At 67.3% G+C, this 18,207-nt stretch carries 16 protein-coding genes and 1 tRNA gene; 10 read left to right on the top strand and 7 right to left on the bottom strand.

Going from position 1 to position 18,207, the window contains the following annotated elements; translation table 11 throughout:
• Nucleotides 1–135 precede the first annotated feature (135 nt).
• The 4 genes from pncA to CAG41_RS25020 all read right to left on the bottom strand — a co-directional run bounded on the left by pncA (nucleotide 136) and on the right by CAG41_RS25020 (nucleotide 2,651).
• Entirely contained in the window at nucleotides 136–762 is a 627-nt protein-coding gene (pncA, locus tag CAG41_RS25035; RefSeq protein ID WP_085633713.1) for a bifunctional nicotinamidase/pyrazinamidase, read from the bottom strand.
• A gap of 52 nt (nucleotides 763–814) precedes the next feature.
• Nucleotides 815–1,573 (bottom strand): anti-sigma factor, encoded by a 759-nt coding sequence (locus CAG41_RS25030; RefSeq protein WP_085583835.1) that lies wholly within the window; start codon nucleotides 1,571–1,573, stop codon nucleotides 815–817.
• Nucleotides 1,570–2,055 (bottom strand): sigma-70 family RNA polymerase sigma factor, encoded by a 486-nt coding sequence (locus CAG41_RS25025; protein ID WP_085583833.1) that lies wholly within the window; start codon nucleotides 2,053–2,055, stop codon nucleotides 1,570–1,572. Before CAG41_RS25025 ends, CAG41_RS25030 begins: the two co-directional genes overlap by 4 nt.
• A gap of 62 nt (nucleotides 2,056–2,117) precedes the next feature.
• The gene (locus CAG41_RS25020; protein WP_085583831.1) at nucleotides 2,118–2,651 is read right to left on the bottom strand and encodes a tetratricopeptide repeat protein; all 534 of its coding nucleotides are present in this window, start codon (nucleotides 2,649–2,651) and stop codon (nucleotides 2,118–2,120) included.
• Between the two features lie 143 nt (nucleotides 2,652–2,794).
• Between CAG41_RS25020 and CAG41_RS25015 the strand changes: the two genes are divergently transcribed.
• From CAG41_RS25015 to nudC, 3 genes are all read left to right on the top strand, one after another.
• A complete protein-coding gene (locus CAG41_RS25015; RefSeq protein ID WP_085583829.1) occupies nucleotides 2,795–3,568 on the top strand; it encodes a class I SAM-dependent methyltransferase in 774 nt (257 codons plus the stop codon).
• Between the two features lie 220 nt (nucleotides 3,569–3,788).
• The gene (locus tag CAG41_RS25010) at nucleotides 3,789–4,601 is read left to right on the top strand and encodes a crotonase/enoyl-CoA hydratase family protein (protein ID WP_085583827.1); all 813 of its coding nucleotides are present in this window, start codon (nucleotides 3,789–3,791) and stop codon (nucleotides 4,599–4,601) included.
• Nucleotides 4,602–4,607: 6 nt separating this feature from the next.
• Nucleotides 4,608–5,438 (top strand): NAD(+) diphosphatase, encoded by an 831-nt coding sequence (gene nudC, locus CAG41_RS25005; RefSeq protein ID WP_085656993.1) that lies wholly within the window; start codon nucleotides 4,608–4,610, stop codon nucleotides 5,436–5,438.
• On the opposite strand, the gene CAG41_RS25000 is transcribed toward nudC, so the two are convergent.
• Together CAG41_RS25000 and CAG41_RS24995 are read right to left on the bottom strand one after the other, a co-directional pair.
• Nucleotides 5,406–6,185, bottom strand: coding sequence for a TSUP family transporter (locus CAG41_RS25000; protein WP_085583823.1), 780 nt, complete (start codon nucleotides 6,183–6,185; stop codon nucleotides 5,406–5,408). The two genes, nudC and CAG41_RS25000, sit on opposite strands and share 33 nt — an antisense overlap.
• A 258-nt stretch (nucleotides 6,186–6,443) precedes the next feature.
• The gene (locus CAG41_RS24995; RefSeq protein ID WP_085583821.1) at nucleotides 6,444–7,601 is read right to left on the bottom strand and encodes a MalY/PatB family protein; all 1,158 of its coding nucleotides are present in this window, start codon (nucleotides 7,599–7,601) and stop codon (nucleotides 6,444–6,446) included.
• Between the two features lie 406 nt (nucleotides 7,602–8,007).
• On the opposite strand from CAG41_RS24995, the gene fdnG reads away from it, so the two are divergent.
• The 7 genes from fdnG to CAG41_RS24955 all read left to right on the top strand — a co-directional run bounded on the left by fdnG (nucleotide 8,008) and on the right by CAG41_RS24955 (nucleotide 17,072).
• Nucleotides 8,008–11,073, top strand: a complete 3,066-nt coding sequence (fdnG, locus tag CAG41_RS24985) for a formate dehydrogenase-N subunit alpha (RefSeq protein ID WP_139834994.1) — start codon at nucleotides 8,008–8,010, stop codon at nucleotides 11,071–11,073.
• Entirely contained in the window at nucleotides 11,074–12,009 is a 936-nt protein-coding gene (fdxH, locus tag CAG41_RS24980) for a formate dehydrogenase subunit beta (protein ID WP_085707597.1), read from the top strand.
• On the top strand, nucleotides 12,006–12,659 hold the full coding sequence (locus tag CAG41_RS24975; RefSeq protein WP_085634054.1) for a formate dehydrogenase subunit gamma: 654 nt from the start codon (nucleotides 12,006–12,008) through the stop codon (nucleotides 12,657–12,659). The genes fdxH and CAG41_RS24975 overlap by 4 nt, the downstream gene beginning before the upstream one ends.
• A 3-nt stretch (nucleotides 12,660–12,662) precedes the next feature.
• Nucleotides 12,663–13,589, top strand: a complete 927-nt coding sequence (fdhE, locus tag CAG41_RS24970) for a formate dehydrogenase accessory protein FdhE (RefSeq protein WP_085634053.1) — start codon at nucleotides 12,663–12,665, stop codon at nucleotides 13,587–13,589.
• A gap of 51 nt (nucleotides 13,590–13,640) precedes the next feature.
• Nucleotides 13,641–15,053 carry an L-seryl-tRNA(Sec) selenium transferase gene (selA, locus tag CAG41_RS24965; protein WP_085707596.1) on the top strand — a complete coding sequence of 471 codons (1,413 nt, stop codon included), beginning with the start codon at nucleotides 13,641–13,643 and terminating at the stop codon, nucleotides 15,051–15,053.
• Nucleotides 15,050–16,969, top strand: coding sequence for a selenocysteine-specific translation elongation factor (gene selB, locus CAG41_RS24960; protein ID WP_085707595.1), 1,920 nt, complete (start codon nucleotides 15,050–15,052; stop codon nucleotides 16,967–16,969). Before selA ends, selB begins: the two co-directional genes overlap by 4 nt.
• A 7-nt stretch (nucleotides 16,970–16,976) precedes the next feature.
• A tRNA-Sec gene (locus tag CAG41_RS24955) sits at nucleotides 16,977–17,072 on the top strand.
• A gap of 69 nt (nucleotides 17,073–17,141) precedes the next feature.
• On the opposite strand, the gene CAG41_RS24950 is transcribed toward CAG41_RS24955, so the two are convergent.
• On the bottom strand, nucleotides 17,142–18,173 hold the full coding sequence (locus CAG41_RS24950) for an NAD(P)-dependent alcohol dehydrogenase (RefSeq protein WP_085707594.1): 1,032 nt from the start codon (nucleotides 18,171–18,173) through the stop codon (nucleotides 17,142–17,144).
• Nucleotides 18,174–18,207 lie beyond the last annotated feature (34 nt).

Raw genomic sequence — 18,207 nt, 5'->3', positions numbered from 1 at the left:
CAGTGGTTCCCACAGGGTAGGCGCACGGCGTAGATCCAATGTTTCAGGCAGGCCGCCATCGCCAGCAGGCTGGCTCCCACAGAGTATGTGCAAGGCTTAGATCCACTGTGGGAGCGGGCTTGCCCGCGAAGTCAGTCAGAGAAGGTCTTTGGACTGGATCAGGCCGACGCCCGCCACCTGCATCCGTTCGACCGCTGCGGCCAGCGAGCCGTTGTGGTCGATGGCCCGGCAGGCGTCCATCACCACGAAGGCATTGAAGCCGGCCGCCCGCGCATCCAGCGCGGTGAACATCACGCAGAAGTCCAGGGCCAGCCCGACCACGTAAACGGTGTCGACGCCGCGCTCCTTCAGGTAACCGGCCAGGCCCGTGACCGTGGCCCGGTCCGCCTCCAGAAACGCCGAATAGCTGTCGATGTCGGGATTGCAGCCCTTGCGGATGATCAACTGCGTGTGGGGCAGGTCCAGCCCCGGGTGAAACTCGGCCCCCGGCGAGCCCTGCACGCAATGGTCCGGCCAGAGGGTCTGCTCGCCGTACGGCAAGTGGACCACATCGTAAGGCCCGTGGCCGGGATGGCTTGAGGCAAACGACGCGTGGCCGGCCGGGTGCCAGTCCTGGGCGGCGATGACTTGCTTGAAGCGGGCGCCGAGACGGTTGACCAGCGGGACGATCAGGTCTCCCTCGGGTACCGGCAGCCGGCCGCCGGGAACGAAGTCGTTCTGGACGTCGATGACCAGCAATGCAGAGCGTGGTGAGATCGGCATAAACAGTGTTCCTCCCTGGATAATCACTTACCCAGCATAGCGGCCGCTTCGGTCAGGCGCCGAGCCGGTCCTTAAACATTTTCGCCAGCGCCTCCAGATCGGCGGGCGGATTGTGGCCGATCAGCATCCACGCGTGTTCGCGCTCCGTCCAGTACACCACGTTCAGGGTGTGGCGCCGCTCGTGGGCCAAGGGCCGGCTGCCGCTGTTGGAACGGATGACGCACAGCGCCAGCGGGCCATGGGCGGCGTCCAGCCAGGTCAGCTGGGCGATGGGCATGCCGTCGTATTCCAGCAGTTGCGCGCGCTTGAGCTCGGCGCCGGGCAGTTTCAGCTGCGCGGCGGTCAGGTTCAGCCCCAGCCGCGCGTCGACGGTGCGCAACTGGGCGCGTTGGGAGGCTTCGTCGGTGGGCAGATGTTCGAGGGTCTGCGGCACGTACAGCGCCATGTAGTCGCCGACCATCGCCCGCCAGTTGTGCGGCTGCCGCGCCTGCCAGCCGAGGAACAGGCGGTCGGCCGCCACGCCGCCCAGCGCGAGGGCGGCCGCGGCGGCACCGATGAACCAGCGCCGGCTGATGCCGGGGCGGGCCGGGGAGGGGGCGGCGTCCAGCCGGGCTTGCAGGCGATCCAGCGGCGCCTGCCGGGCCAGTTCGTCGTAGGCGTCCCGGAACGGCAGGTTGCTGCGGGCCAGCCATTGCACGCGCAGGCTCAGCAGCGGGTCGTCGGTGATGGCGGTGTCCAGCAGGTCGCGTTGTTCGCGGTCGATCTCGTCGTCCAGGTACGCCACCAGTTGCTCGTCCGAAGGCGTGTTCATTGGCGGTCTCCTGCGGGGGTGTTCGGCACCGCTTGCAGCGGCGGGTATTCGGCCAGTTTCAGGCGTGCGGTGGCCAGGCGGCTCATGACCGTGCCGATGGGCACCTGCAGGATCTCGGCGACTTCGCGGTAGGACAGCCCTTCGACATAGGCCAGGTAGACGGTTTCGCGTTGGGTCTCGGGCAGCGCATCGACCCGGCGGATCACCTGCGCGGCCATCACGTGGGTCTGGGCGGCGTATTCGCCGTCGAACGCCAGTTGGCCGTCTGCGTCGCAGGTGCCCTGGCCCTGGCGCACCCGGCGGGCGCGCACTTCATTGAGCCAGATCGAATGCAGGATGCTCAGCAGCCAGCGGTCCATGCGCGTGCCGGCCACGTATTGGCCGGAACGCTCCAGGGCGCGCACGCAGGTGGCCTGCACCAGATCCTCGGCCACGTGGCGGTTGCGCGACAGCAGCAGGCCGTAGCGCCACAAGCGCGCCAGGTGTTGCCCCAGTTCGGCTCTGAATGCCTGTTCGCTGAAAATGATCGCCTCCGCGTGTCGTGTCAGGTTTTCGATGAATCGTTGATGGCTTCGGCCAGGTCGCGGTACTCCTCGCAGGCCGTGCCGCAGATCGCCTTGATCTGTTGCAGCTGTTCCTGCGCCAGGTCGATGCGGCCCTTCACCACGTAGGCTTCGCCCAGGTACTCGCGCACTTGCGCGTACTGCGGATCCAGCTTCACCGATTGCAGGTAATAGCCGATGCCTTCGTCGGTGCGCCCCAGTTTGCGGGTGGCGTAGCCGCGGTAATTCAGGGCCTTGGCGGTGTTCGGCTGCCGCAGGGTGTCGAGCAGCGCCAGGGCCTCTTCATAGCGGCCGGCCTTGGCCAGCCGGTAGGCGTAGTCGGTGCGGTCGGCGTCCGGCAGCAGGTGGCTGGTCTGCATGACGCACTTCTGCGACTTGCTGTCGTACACCTGGCCTTTGGGGCAGTTCGGTGCCTTGACCGGCTCGTCCTCATCGCCATGGGCGAGGGCCAGGGGGCTGGCCAGAACGGCGGCCATCAGCAACGGGGCGGCGAACATAACGGAACGGATAGTCATGGGCAAGGCTCCACTGTGGGTCACGTTTCACTTTGAACACCCCAGGGTGAATTTTTATTCATCGCTTTGTCAGGGTTCGTTCAAGGTAAGCCCAATTCCGGACGCTATGCTCGTCGGCGTCCGTCGTCTTTTTGGAGTGCGCCATGAAAGATCAGGTCCATCATTCAGCCACCGCCGGCTACAAGAGCGCCGCCGACCTATACGTCAAAGGCCGTCCGGACTACCCGCCCCAAGTGGGGGACTGGCTGAGCGACACGCTCGGGCTCGACGGCCGCAAGACGGTGATCGACCTCGGCGCCGGCACCGGCAAGTTCACTGGCCGGCTGCTGGCGACCGGCGCCCAGGTAATTGCCGTGGAACCGGTGGCGCAGATGCTCGACCGGCTCGCCGTCACCTGGCCCAAGGCCTTGGCGGTCAGCGGCACGGCGACCGACCTGCCGTTGCCGGACGCCTCGGTGGACGCGGTGGTCTGCGCCCAGGCGTTCCACTGGTTCGCCACCGCCGAGGCGCTGGACGAAATCGCCCGGGTGCTCAAGCCCGGGGGGCGGCTCGGTCTGATCTGGAACCTGCGCGACACGCAAGTGAGCTGGGTGCCGAAGCTCGACGCCATCGTCAACGCGCTGGAGGGCGACACCCCGCGCTACTACACCGGCGCCTGGCGCCAGGCGTTTCCGCATCCGGCGTTCGGGCCGTTGCAGGTGCAGCGGTTTCACCATGGCCATACCGGCTCGCCGGAGGACGTGATCTTCAACCGGGTGCGCTCCACCAGTTTCATCGCCGCGCTGCCGGCGGCGCAGCGGGCGAAGGTCGATGAGCGGATCCGCGCGCTGATCCTCTCCGAGCCCGAGCTGCGGGGCCGGGATGTGGTGACGGTGCCTTATGAGACGGCGGCGTTTGTGGCGGTGAAGGGCAGCTGAACCTGTAGGGGCCAGTCTGCCGGCGATGAGGTCAGTGAGCGCGGCGCAAGGTTCCGCCCTGTGGAGGCTGGACTGACGCCATCGCCAGCAGGCTGGCTCCCACAGGGTTCGGGGCGAGGCCGGGTCAGTCCCGCTTTTGGCCGAACCGCTGCCTTACTGCGGGTCAAGGTGCCTTGTTATAGTGCGGGCCTCATTCAATGCCCGGTAAAGGATTTCTGCCATGACCCAATACACCGCCTTCAGCGTCGAACTGGCCGACAACGTCGCCCATGTGCAGATCAACCGTCCGGAGAAGATCAACTCGATGAACGCTGCGTTCTGGAGCGAGATCGTCGAGGTGTTCCAGTGGATCGACGACACTGACGCAGTGCGGGCGGTGGTGCTCAGCGGTGCCGGCAAGCATTTTTCCTCCGGCATCGACCTGATGATGCTGGCCGGCGTGGCCAACGAACTGGGCAAGGACGTCGGCCGCAACGCGCGCCTGCTGCGGCGCAAGATCCTCACCCTGCAAGCCTCGTTCAATGCCGTGGACAATTGCCGCAAACCGGTGCTGGCGGCGATCCAGGGCTATTGCCTGGGCGGGGCCATCGACCTGATCGCCGCGTGCGACATGCGTTACGCCGCCGAGGACGCGCAATTCTCGATCAAGGAAATCGACATCGGCATGGCCGCCGACGTCGGCACCCTGCAACGGTTGCCACGGATCGTCGGCGACGGCATGCTGCGTGAGCTGGCCTACACCGGCCGTACCTTCGGCGCCGAGGAGGCGCGCAGCATCGGCCTGGTCAACCGCGTCTACGGCGACAAGGACAGCCTGATCGAAGGCGTGTTGGACATCGCCCGGGAGATCGCCGCCAAGTCGCCGATCGCGGTCGCCGGCACCAAGGCCATGATCAGCTACATGCGCGACCATGGCATCGACGACGGCCTCGAGTACGTTGCCACCTGGAACGCCGCCATGCTGCAATCCACCGACTTGCGCGTGGCCATGGCCGCCCACATGAGCAAACAGAAACCCGAATTTCTGGATTGAGAAACCATGACATCTCGCTGGACCACTGCAGTACTGGACACCGACCAACCCGGCGGCTGGGCCGTGGCGCGCAGCCCCGAGGGCTTTCTGTTCGACGACAACGGCGCGCTGTTCCCCCGGGAATGGCTCAAGCGCCAGGACCTGGCGATCCTCGCCGAACACGGCATCGGCCACCTCGACGGCGAGCCGGTGTACCTGCTGGAACTGCGCAGCCACAGCGAGGTGCCGGGCTGCAACTGGAAAGGCCTGCGGGCGTTCATGCTCGACGGTGACCACACCGTCTACAAGGTGCTGGGCTATGCGGCGCAGATCGGCACCTGGGCCCGCGAACACCGGTTCTGCGGCAACTGCGGTCAGGCCATGACCCAGGTGCCGCGGGAGCGGGCGATGTACTGCCAGCCCTGCGACCTGCGCAGCTATCCGCGCATTTCGCCGAGCATGATCGTGCTGGTGACCCGGGGCGATGAAGTGCTGCTGGCGCGCTCGCCGCGTTTCGTCACCGGGGTCTACAGCACGCTGGCCGGGTTCGCCGAGCCGGGGGAGTCGGCCGAGGATTGCCTGATCCGCGAAGTGCGTGAGGAAGTCAGCATCGAAGTGAAGAACATTCAGTACATGGGCAGCCAGTGCTGGCCGTTCCCGCACTCGATGATGCTGGGCTTTCATGCCGAATATGCCGGTGGCGAGATTGTCTGCCAGGAAGACGAAATCGAAGACGCCCAGTGGTTCAACGTGCACGATTTGCCGCCGTTGCCGGCGTCGAAATCGATTGCACGTTACCTGATCGACGTCTACGTGGCCCGCCGCTTAGGCCACGCTGAACCAGTGCTGCCAGGCTAGCCGTACGGTCAGCCCCAGCACCACGGTGATGAACACCGGACGGATGAACTTGGCGCCGCCGCTGATCGCGGTGCGCGCCCCGAAGAACGCGCCGACCATCACCGACAGGCCCATGCACAGGCCGATGATCCAGTCCACCTGCCCCGAGAACACGAACACCGCCAGCGCCGCGACGTTGCTGACGAAGTTCATGCTGCGCGCCACGCCGCTGGCCTTGACCAGGTCGATGGGGTAGAGCAGCAGGCTGCTGACCGTCCAGAACGCGCCGGTGCCGGGGCCGGCCACGCCGTCGTAAAAGCCCAGGCTGAAGCCTTGCGGGCCTTGCCAGGTCTTCTTGATCGGCGCGTCGCTGTCCAGCGGCGCCTTCGGCGTGCCGCCGAACAGCAGGTACAGGCCGCAGGCGAACACGATCACCGGCAGCATTTTGTTCAGCCACTCCGCCGGCAGGTAGTGGGCGACGATGGCGCCGGTCAGTGCGCCGACCAGGGTGCCGACGATCGCGTGCATCCATTGCCTTGGGTGGAACAGCTTGCGCCGGTAGAAGGTGAAGCTGGCGGTGGCCGAGCCGAAGGTCGAGCTCAGCTTGTTGGTGCCCAGCACCAGGTGCGGCGGCAGGCCGGCGGTGAGCAGGGCCGGGGTGGTCAACAGGCCGCCGCCGCCGGCGATGGCGTCGATGAAACCGGCAATGAACGCGACGAGGGCCAGGATGGCCAGGGTGGTGAGGTCAACGCTGAGATCGAAGGGCATGGAATCGGCTTATTCGGCAGGGCGCAGACGGGCTGCAGGGACGGGCGGTCATGTTACTCATTTCCGGATGTTGCGGCGACCCGTCTGACGCTATCGCGGGCAAGCCCGCTCCCACAGGTTCTGCGGTGACCACCGATTCCGAACACCCCCGACCCCTTGTGGGAGCCAGCCTGCTGGCGATGGCGGTGGAGCAGTCGCCATAGATGTCGGCAGTGCCGGCGTCATCGCTTGCAGGCAAGCGCCTACAGGTTTTGCGGGTTAGGCGCCGCGTCGCTGCGCCAGGCTGCGTTCCATCCGGGCAATGCCTTCTTCGAGCATCGAGCGTGGGCAGCCGAAGTTCAGGCGCACGAACGGTTGGCTGTGGTCGCCGAAATCCGAACCGGCGCTCAGACCGACCTTGGCGTGTTCGAGGAAGAACCGCTGCGGGTCGCCCAGGTCCAGCGCCGAGCAGTCGAGCCAGGCGAGGTAAGTGCCTTGCGGCACGTTGATCGAGATGCCCGGCAGACGGCTGCGCACTGCCTCGACCAGGTAATCGCGGTTGGCCTGCAGGTACTGTTTCAGCGCCTTGAGCCAAGGCCCGGCCTCGCTGTAGGCCACGCGGGTGGCTTCCATGCCCAGCGGGTTGACGCTGTCGACCATGCCGCAGCGGGCGTGGTTGACCCGCTCGCGCAGGGCGGCGTCCTGGATGATCATGAACGAGGTCTTGAGGCCGGCGATGTTGTAGGCCTTGCTGGCCGACATCAGGGTGATGGTGCGCTTGGCGATGTCGGCGCCCAGGGAGGCGGTCGGAATGTGCACGCGGCCGTCGTAGCACAGCTCGGCGTGGATCTCGTCGGAGATGATCCAGGCGTCCTGCTGCACGCAGAGGTCGGCCACCGCTTGCAGCTCTTCGCGGCCGAACACCTTGCCGATCGGGTTGTGCGGGTTGCTCAGCAGCAGCGCGCCGCCGCCTTCGAGGGACTGGCGCAGGGCGTCCAGCGGGGTGGCGTAGGTGCCGTCGTCCTGCGCGAGGAATTCCAGTTCGACCTTGTTCAGGCCCCAGTGGCCCGGCGCGTGGCGCAGCGGCGGGTAGTTCGGGGTCTGCACCACGACGTTCTGCTGCGGCTGCACCAGCGCCTTGAGCGCCATGTTGAAGCCCGACTCCACGCCCGGCAGGAACACCAGCTCCTGGGGCTGCACGCGCCAGGCGTACTTGGCCCACAGGTCGGCGACGATGGCCTGGCGCAGGTTGTCCTGGGCCACGCTGTAGCCCACCAGCGGGTGCAGCAGGCGTTGCTGCAACGCTTCGATGACCACCGGCGGCGCGGCGAAATCCATGTCAGCGACCCACATCGGCAGCACGTCGGCCGCATAGCGGCTCCATTTGGTGCTGCCGGTGTCGTGGCGGTCGAATACCTGATCAAAATCGAAAGTCATGCGGGGTCTCGTGAAGGCGGGGTCGTTGATGGGCGCCATGATAAGCCACTGCCTGCCCTTGCGCGACCGGGCGGTCATCGCGGTGTGCCAGGCAGGCCGCCATCGCCAGCAGGCTGGCTCCCACAAAGGCATCGGCAGACGACCGTGTGTTCCGGGGTGCACATACATTCCCCTGTGGGAGCCAGCCTGCTGGCGATGGCGTCAGTCCGGACATCATCGGCCCAGGGCAGGGCAGTCGCTCCCACAAGGGGAATCGGCGAATGACCGCGTGCCACCGACGGTCGGTTGGCGCGCCGGCCGTCGGTTCGTTGGCTAGAGTGAAAGGATCGGCAGTGCGTCTGCCGCAACCGTGATTGTCCAGAACAGCCCGGCAACGCACCGGGTTCCACCTGATCAGGAGTGCACGATGGATCTCAGCCGTCGTCAGTTCTTCAAGGTCGCCGGCATCGGCCTTGCAGGCTCTAGCCTGGGCGCGTTGGGCATGGCCCCGACGCCGGCCTTCGCCGAGCAGGTGCGCCACTTCAAGCTCGCCCACACCCATGAGACCCGCAACACCTGTCCGTACTGCTCGGTCGGGTGCGGGCTGATCATGTACAGCCAGGGCGACGCCGGCAAGAACGTGGCGCAGAACATCATCCACATCGAGGGCGACGCCGACCACCCGGTCAACCGCGGCACCCTGTGCCCCAAAGGCGCCGGCCTGCTGGACTTCATCCACAGTCCGGGCCGCCTGCAATACCCGCAGGTGCGCAAGCCGGGCTCCAACGAGTGGACGCGGATTTCCTGGGACGAAGCGCTGGACCGCGTCGCCGACCTGATGAAGGCCGACCGCGACGCCAACTTCACCGAGCGCAACGCCCAGGGCCAGACGGTGAACCGCTGGCTCACCACCGGGTTCCTCGCGGCGTCGGCGGCGTCCAACGAAGCGGGCTACATCACCCATAAGGTGGTGCGCAGCCTCGGCATGCTGGGGTTCGATAACCAAGCGCGTGTCTGACACGGCCCGACGGTGGCAAGTCTTGCCCCGACGTACGGCCGTGGAGCCATGACCAACACCTGGACCGACATCGCCAACGCGAACCTGATCCTGGTGATGGGCGGCAACTCCGCCGAAGCGCATCCGTGCGGCTTCAAATGGGTGACCGAAGCCAAGGCGCACAACGCTGCGCGGCTGATCGTGGTCGACCCCAGGTTCACCCGCACCGCATCGGTGGCCGACTACTACGCGCCGATCCGCACGGGAACCGACATCGCCTTCATGGGCGGGCTGATCAATTACCTGCTGACCGAGGACAAGATCCAGCACGAATACGTGCGCAACTACACCGACCTGTCCTTCATCGTGAAGGCCGGCTTCGGCTTCGAGGACGGCCTGTTCACCGGCTACGACGCGGCCAAGCGCAGCTACACCGACAAGTCCACCTGGGGCTACGAACTGGGCGAGGACGGTTTCGCCAAGGTCGATCCGACCCTGCAGGACCCGCGCTGCGTCTATCAATTGATGAAGGGCCACTACAGCCGCTACACCATCGACCTGGCCAGCCAGATCTGCGGCATGCCGGGCGAGGCCATGAAGAAGATCTGGGAAGAGATCGCCACCTGCTCGCAACCGGGCAAGACCATGACGATCCTGTACGCGCTGGGCTGGACGCAGCACTCCATCGGCTCACAGATCATCCGCAGCGCGGCGATGGTGCAGCTGCTGCTGGGCAACGTCGGCATGCCGGGCGGCGGGGTCAACGCCTTGCGCGGGCACTCCAACATCCAGGGCCTGACCGATCTGGGCCTGCTGTCCAACTCGCTGCCGGGCTACCTGACCCTGCCGCTGGACGCCGAGCAGGACTACGACGCCTTCATCGCCAAACGCACACAGAAACCGCTGCGGCCGGGGCAGCTGTCCTACTGGCAGAACTACAGCAAGTTCCACGTCAGCCTGATGAAGGCCTGGTACGGCGCCAACGCCACCGCCGAGAACCAGTGGGGCTACAGCTACCTGCCCAAGCTCGACATCCCCAACTACGACATCCTCAAGGTCTTCGACCTGATGGGCCAGGGCAAGGTCAACGGCTACATGTGCCAAGGCTTCAACCCGATCGCCGCGCTGCCCGACAAGAACCGGGTGATGAAAGCGCTCGCGCGGCTCAAGTGGCTGGTGGTGATGGATCCGCTGGCCACCGAAACCTCCCAGTTCTGGGAGAACGTCGGCCCCTACAACGACGTGAAGACCGCCGACATCCAGACCGAGGTCATCCGCCTGCCCACCACGTGCTTCGCCGAGGAGGACGGGTCGCTGGTCAACAGCAGCCGCTGGCTGCAATGGCACTGGAAAGGCGCCGACGGACCGGGCGAGGCGCGCACCGACGTGCAGATCATGAGCGGGCTGTTCCTGCGCCTGCGCCAGCGCTATCAGGCCGAGGGCGGCGCCTGGGCCGAGCCGATCCTGAAGCTGTCGTGGCCGTACAAGATCGCCGACGAGCCGTCGCCGGAGGAAATCGCCAAGGAGGTCAACGGCTACGCCACCACCGACTTCACCGATACCAGCGGCCTGGCGGTCAAGGCCAACGCGCAATTGGCGGCCTTCGCCCAGCTCAAGGATGACGGCAGCACCGCGTCCGGCTGCTGGATCTTCTGCGGCAGTTGGACGGAGGCCGGCAACCAGATGGCCCGGCGCGACAACAACGACCCTTACGGCATGCACCAGCATCAGGGCTGGGCCTGGGCATGGCCGGCCAACCGACGGATCCTCTACAACCGCGCCTCGGCCGACCCCCAAGGCAAGCCGTGGGATCCGAAGAAACGCCTGGTGTGGTGGAACGGCAAGGCTTGGGGCGGCACCGACGTGCCGGACTACAAGGCCGACGTGCCGCCGGAAGCGGGGATGAACCCGTTCATCATGAACCCCGAGGGCGTGGCGCGGTTCTTCGCCGTCGACAAGATGAACGAAGGGCCGTTCCCCGAGCACTACGAGCCGTTCGAGACGCCGATCGGCATCAACCCGCTGCACCCGCAGAACAAGAACGCCACCAGCAACCCGGCGGCGCGGATCTTCGATTCGGTGTGGGACAGCCTCGGCCAGGCCAAGGACTTCCCGTACGCCGCCACCAGCTACCGGCTCACCGAGCATTTCCACTTCTGGAGCAAGCATTGCCGCTTGAACGCCATCGTCCAGCCGGAGCAGTTCGTGGAGATCGGCGAGGTGCTGGCCAAAGAGAAGGGCATCGTCGCCGGCGACCGGGTGCGGGTCAGCAGCAAGCGCGGGTTCATCGAGGCGGTGGCGGTGGTCACCAAACGGATCCGGCCGCTGCAGGTCAACAACCAGGTGGTGCACCAGATCGGCATTCCGCTGCACTGGGGCTTCACGGGCCTGACGCGGCACGGCTACCTGACCAACACGCTGGTGCCGTTCCTCGGCGACGGCAACACCCAGACCCCGGAATCCAAGTCGTTCCTGGTCAACGTGGAGAAACTGTAAATGGCCAGCCAAGACATCATCGCCCGCTCGGCCACCACCACGCCGGCGCCGTCGGTGCGCGGTCAGCAAGAGGTCGCCAAGCTGATCGACACCACCAAGTGCATCGGCTGCAAGGCCTGCCAGGTCGCGTGCTCGGAATGGAACGAGCTGCGCGACGAGGTGGGCCACAACCACGGCACCTACGACAACCCGCAGGATCTGACCGCCGACTCGTGGACGCTGATGCGCTTCACCGAGCACGAGACCGATGCCGGCAACCTGGAATGGCTGATCCGCAAGGACGGCTGCATGCACTGCGCCGAACCCGGCTGCCTGGCGGCGTGCCCGAGCCCCGGCGCGATCATCAAGCACGCCAACGGCATCGTCGATTTCGATCAGGATCACTGCATCGGCTGCGGCTACTGCATCACCGGTTGCCCGTTCAACATCCCGCGCATTTCCCAGAAGGACCACAAGGCCTACAAGTGCACCTTGTGCTCGGACCGGGTGGCCGTGGGCCTGGAGCCGGCCTGCGTGAAGACCTGCCCGACCGGCGCCATCGTGTTCGGCAGCAAGGAGGATATGAAGGTCCACGCCGCCGAACGCATCGTCGACCTCAAGAGCCGCGGCTTCGGCCAGGCCGGCCTGTATGACCCCGAAGGCGTCGGCGGCACCCACGTGATGTACGTGCTGCACCACGCCGACACGCCACGGCTGTACGCCGGCCTGCCGGACGCGCCGGCGATCAGCCCGCTGGTGGGCCTGTGGAAAGGCATCAGCAAGCCGCTGGGACTGCTGGCGATGGGCGCGGCGGTGCTGGCCGGGTTCTTCCATTACGTGCGCGTCGGGCCCAACCGCACGGAAGAGGATGAGCATCCGCAGCCGCCGGACACCTCGGTGCATGTCGTCGATCCGGCGGTGCACACCTTCGACCCCCGCGGGGAGGGCAGGCCATGAGCGACAAACCGATCCTGCGCTACACCGCCAACCAGCGCACCAATCACTGGCTGGTGGCGATCCTGTTCTTCATGGCCGGGCTGTCGGGGCTGGCGCTGTTCCACCCGGCGCTGTTCTGGCTGACGAACCTGTTCGGCGGCGGGCCGTGGACGCGGATCCTGCACCCGTTCATGGGCGTGCTGATGTTCGTGTTCTTCATGGGGCTGGTGTTGCGCTTCTGGCGCTCGAACTTCTTCATCGACAACGACTGGAAATGGCTGCGGCGCATCGACCGGGTGCTGGTCAACGACGAGGAGACCGTGCCGCCGGTGGGCAAGTACAACGCCGGGCAGAAACTGCTGTTCTGGACTTTACTGCTGTGCATGCTGGCGTTGCTGTTCACGGGGCTGGTGATCTGGCGGGCGTACTTCAGCCACTGGTTCGGCATCACCACGATCCGCTGGGCCATGCTGCTGCATGCGCTGGCCGGGTTCGTGCTGATCCTGAGCATCATCGTGCACATCTACGCCGGGATCTGGATCAAGGGCTCGGTGGACGCGATGATGCATGGCCGCGTCAGCCGCGCCTGGGCCCGCAAGCACCATGCGCTGTGGGCTCGCGAGGTGGAAGGCGAGCCTGCGCCGAAACCGCCGATCACCAAGAAGGGCTGACCGTTGCCGACCATTCTGGAACCTGGGGAAATCGAAGCGGCAGCCGGTTCGCCGCCGTTCCTGCATTTGCCGCCGCGCGATCTGTTCACCTTGCGGGCCCTGCGGCTGGAGCATCTGGCCGAGGGGCATCCGCTGGCCGCGTACCTGCGCCTGATCGCCGGCCTGTGCCGGGTGCAGCAGCAGGTGCTGGACGATCCGCCGCTGGCGGTGGCGCCCGATGCGCAGCGGCTGGAGACGTGCCACCAGCACGGTTTGCCGCCGTTCGCCGCCGACACATTGATCCGCGAGGACGCCTGGCAGGCTTACCTGGACGCTTTGCTGCAACGCTATGACGCACCCGAACAAGCGGCGGTGGTCGAGTCCGTGACCACCTTGCGCACAGCCAGCCCCGGCCAGCGCCGCGCCTGGGCGGTGGCGCTGGTCAGCGGCCAGTATTCGCTGGTGCCGGCGGCGCTGGTGCCGTTTCTCGGCGCGGCCCTGCAAGCGGCGTGGAGCCATTGGCTGCTCAGCGTGCCGAACCTGCGGCTCACCCCCGGCGACAGCCTCAGCCAATGCCCGGCCTGCGGATCGCCGGCCATGGCCGGGGTGATCCGCCACCGCGGCAAGCACAACGGCCTGCGTTACCTGGTGTGTTCGCTGTGCGCCTGCGAATGGCACGTGGTGCGGGTCAAGTGCGTGTACTGCGAGCAGAGCAAAGGCCTGGAATACATGAGCCTGGCGGACGACCGCCACACGGCGGAGCGGGCGCCGCTGCGGGCGGAGGTGTGCCCCACCTGCAACACCTACCTCAAGTTGGTCTACCTGGAGAACGACCCCGACGCCGAAGCGCTGTCGGCGGACCTGACCAGCCTGCTGCTGGACATGCGCCTGGCCCAGGACGGCCATCAACGGCTGGCGCCGAATCTGCTGCTGGCCCCCGGAGACGAATGACGGCAGCGTCTACACTCAGGCCCGACGATCTGTTGATTTCGGGAGAGCCGGATGTCTGTGAGTGTCGCCCCGCGTTTGCCTTCCATCGACAGCCTGTTGCGTCATCCCGCCTGCCGGCCGCTGAGCGAGCGTTTCGGGCGGGAGGCGCTGCTGGCCTGTCTGCGCCAATTGCTGGATGAACTGCGCCCCGAGGTCCTGAGCGGGCAGGTGGCGGCCATCGAGATCGGCCCCGAGGCGCTGGCCGGCCGCGCCGCCGAGCGGTTGACGGCGCAGCGGCGCAGCCACGTGCGCCGGGTGTTCAACCTGACCGGCACGGTGCTGCACACCAACCTGGGCCGCGCCTTGCTGCCGGAGGATGCGATCGAGGCGGTGCAGGTCGCGGCGCGCTATCCGCTCAACCTGGAATTCGACCTGGCCAGCGGCAAGCGCGGCGACCGCGACGACCTGATCGAAGGGCTGATCCGCGAACTGACCGGCGCCGAGGCCGTGACCGTGGTCAACAACAATGCCGCCGCCGTGCTGCTGACCCTCAACAGCCTGGGCGCGCGCAAGGAAGGCATCATTTCCCGCGGCGAACTGATCGAGATCGGCGGCGCGTTCCGCATCCCCGACATCATGGCCCGCGCCGGCGTGCGCCTGCACGAGGTCGGCACCACCAACCGCACCCACGCCCGCGACTACGAAGCGGCGCTCGGCCCGCGTAGCGGCCTGATCATGCGGGTGCACGCCAGCAACTACAGCATCGAAGGGTTCACCGCCCGGGTGCCCACCGCCGAACTGGCGGAGCTGGCCCACCGGCACGGCCTGCCGCTGCTCGAAGACCTGGGCAGCGGCAGCCTGCTGGACCTGACCCGCTGGGGCCTGCCGGCGGAGCCGACCGTGCGCCAGGCCTTGCTCGACGGCGCGGACATCGTGACCTTCAGCGGCGACAAACTGCTCGGCGGGCCCCAGGCCGGGCTCATCGTCGGGCGCAAAGAGCTGATCGCGAAGATCAAGAAGAACCCGCTGAAACGGGCGCTGCGGGTCGACAAGCTGACCTTGGCGGCGCTGGAAGCGGTGCTCGGCCTGTACCGCGACCCGGACCGCTTGGCCGAGCGCCTGCCGAGCCTGCGCCTGCTGACCCGCCCGCAGGCGGACATCCTGGCCCAGGCCGAACGCCTGCAACCGGCGTTGGCCCAGACGCTGGGGCCTGCCTGGCAGGTCAGCGCCGAACCGGCCCTGGGCATGATCGGCAGCGGCAGCCAACCGGTGGCGCGGCTGCCCAGCGCCGCCCTGTGCGCACGTCCGCAGGTGTCCAAGCGCCTGCGCGGGCGCTGCCTGCTGAACCTGGAAGCGGCGCTGCGCCGCTTGCCGGTGCCGGTGCTCGGCCGTCTCGACGACGATGCCTTGTGGCTGGATCTGCGGCAACTGGACGACGAACCGGCGTGGCTGGCGCAGCTCGGGCATCTGCAGGTGCCTGAATGATCGTCGGCACCGCCGGGCACATCGACCACGGCAAGACCTCGCTGCTTCAGGCGCTCACCGGCCAGGCCGGCGACCGCCGTCCGCAGGAGCGCGAGCGGGGCATGACCATCGATCTGGGCTACCTGTACGCGGAGCTCGCGCCGGGCGCCGGACTGACCGGTTTCATCGACGTGCCGGGCCACGAGAAATTCACCCACAACATGCTGGCCGGGGCCCAAGGCATCGATCTGGTGCTGCTGGTGGTGGCGGCGGACGACGGCGTGATGCCCCAGACCCGCGAGCACCTGGCAATCGTCGAGCTGCTCGGGATCCCGCGTGCGTTGGTGGCGATCACCAAAACGGATCGGGTCGAACCGGCCAGGGTGGACGCGGTGCGGCGGCAGGTGAGGGCGCTGCTGGCGCCGGGGCCGTTCAGCCAGGCGCCGATGGTGGCGGTGTCGAGCGTGACCGGGCAGGGCGTCGAGGCGCTGCGTGAGCAACTGCTGCTGGCCCAGGGCGAGGTGCAGGCCCGCAGCCTGGAGGGCGGGTTTCGCCTGCCCATCGACCGGGCGTTCAGCGTGGCCGGGGCGGGCATCGTGGTCACCGGCACGGCGCTGTCGGGGACGGTGGCGGTGGGCGACAGGCTGGTGCTCGGGCCATCCGGCAAGTCGGTGCGTGTGCGCGGCCTGCATGCGCAGAACCAACCCGCCGAACACGCCTTCGCCGGTCAGCGGGTGGCCTTGAACCTGAGCGGCGAACGCCTTGAGCTCGGGCAGATCCACCGAGGCCTATGGCTGTCGGCCGACTGGCTGCACGCGCCGACCCAGCGGCTGGACATCGAATGGCGGCTGCTGCCCGACGAGACCCGCACCTTCGAGCACTTCCAGCCGGTGCACCTGCACCTGGGCACGCAAGACGTGATCGCCCGCGTGGCGCTGCTGGAAGGGGCGCGGCTGAATCCCGGCGAGCGCACGTTCGCGCAATTGCTGACGGCCTCGCCGGTGCAGGCCGTCAAAGGGGACCGGTTGATCCTGCGTGATGCCAGCGCCCAGCGCACCTTGGGCGGCGGACAGGTGCTCGATCCGTTTGCCCCTACGCGCCAGCGACGCAGCCCCGAGCGCCTGGCGCAACTGCGGGCGTTGGCCGGCAGCGAAGCGATGGAGGCGGCCTTGCCGGCATTGCTCGACCACAGTTCCAGCGGGTTGGCGGCGCAACGGCTGGAGCGCCAGTTCAACCGTCCGCAGGCCGGTTGGGCGTTGCCGGAGAACGTCCGGCAGATCGACACCCGCCAAGGGCCGGTGCTGTTCAACGCCCAGCGCTGGGGCATCCTCAAGTTCACCCTCCTGGAAAAGCTCGCCCGCCTGCATGAGCTGGAGCCCGACCAGATGGGCCCCGACCGCGACCGCCTGCGGCGCTTCAGCGGCTTGGAGGTGGAGCGTTCGACCTTCCTCAGCCTGCTCGACGAATTGCGCGCCGCCGGCTCGGTCACCGCCAGTGGCCCGTGGCTGCACCTGCCGGATCATCAGGTGCGCCTGAATGCCGACGACGAGGCTTTGTGGCAAGTGCTGCAACCGCTGTTCGAAGCAGCGGGATTCGATCCGCCGTGGGTGCGCGACGTGGCGGCGGTGACGGGCAGGGACGATGCTGCCGTGCGCCTGCTGCTGCGCAAGCTGGCGCGGCTGGGGCTGATGCATCAGGTGGTGCGCGACCTGTTCGTCACCGACCTCACGCTGCGGCAAATGGCGGCGGTGCTGCTGCGACTGGGCGAAGAAAATCCGCAGATCCAGGTCACGGCGTTCCGTGATGCGCTAGGCTTGGGGCGCAAGCGCAGCATTCAGGTGCTTGAGTACTTCGACCGCCTGGGCCTGACCCGGCGGGTGGCCGATCACCGGCAAATCCGCTTCGACAGCGCGCTGGCCAGCGCCGACGCACACTGAGTTCAAAGGAAGGCAATCGCGCCCGGTGGCGCGGCCGGGCTTCAAACCCGGTTGGGGACGGCATCCGTTCCCGGGCAGGTTCGACTCCGGCTGCCTTCCGCCATTTTCCGCTTAACGTTTCCTCGCTCGATTCGTGGCCCGCACCGGATGCCGTCCGGCGCGGGCCTGCCGTTCACCGGCTCGCATCCAGCACAATGCGATACCGCGCCTTGCCGCTGCGCAAATGGTCGACGGCCTCGTTGACTCGGCTCATGGGGAACTGCTCGACCTGCGGCACGATCTGGTGCCGGGCGCAGAACTCCAGCATGGTCGCGGTGGCGGCGGGGGAGCCGACCGGCGAGGCGGACAGGACCTTCTGCTGGGGAATCAGTTCGAACACGTGTACCGGAATGGCGCTGGGCACGATGCCGACAAAGTGCAGGCGGCCCCGGCCGCGCAAGGTGGCGAGCATCGCCGACCAGTCGAGGTTGGCGTTGGCGGTGACCAGCAGGAAGTCCAGAGTGCCGGCGATGGCCTTGAGCGCGGCGCTGTCGGTGGAGGCCACCACGTTGTGGGCGCCGAGTCGCTTGGCTTCGTCCTGCTTGCTCAAGGATGACGTGAACGCCGTGACCTCGCAGCCCCAGGCGTTGAGGAAGCGCAACGCCAAGTGACCGAGCCCGCCGATCCCCACCACGCCCACGCGGTCGGTGGGTTTGACGCCGAATTCCACCAGCGGGTTGAACACCGTGGAGCCGGCGCAGAACAGCGGCCCGGCCAGCGCCGGGTCGAGCCCAGCGGGAATCTTCAGGGCCCAGGCCCAGTGGCTGCGCATGCGGTCGGCGAACCCGCCGTGGCTGCCGATGATGGTGGGCCTGGCGGTGCTGCACAGGTTATGCGAACCGCCCATGCAGGACGGGCAGTGCATGCAGCTGCCCTTATACCAGCCGATGCCGACCCGCTGGCCGACCTCAAGGCCCCGCACCTGGGAACCGGTGCGCACGATTTTGCCGACCACCTCATGGCCGGGAATGAACGGGTATTGGCTGATGCCCCAATCGTTGTCGATCAGCGACTGGTCGGAGTGGCAGACGCCGCAGTATTCCACGGCCACTTCGACGTCTTCGTCGCCCAACGGGCCGGGATCGTAGCTGTAGCGTTCAAGCGGCGCGCCGGCGGCGGTGGCGGCCCAGCCGGTGAAGGACGAGAGTTCGGTACTGTTGCTCATGGGACACCTCCGGTTGGCGAAACGGGGGGACGAC

Source organism: Pseudomonas sp. B35(2017), from assembly GCF_002113645.1.
GTDB lineage: Bacteria > Pseudomonadota > Gammaproteobacteria > Pseudomonadales > Pseudomonadaceae > Aquipseudomonas > Aquipseudomonas ekonensis.
This window is presented reverse-complemented; position numbering and strand designations above follow the sequence as displayed.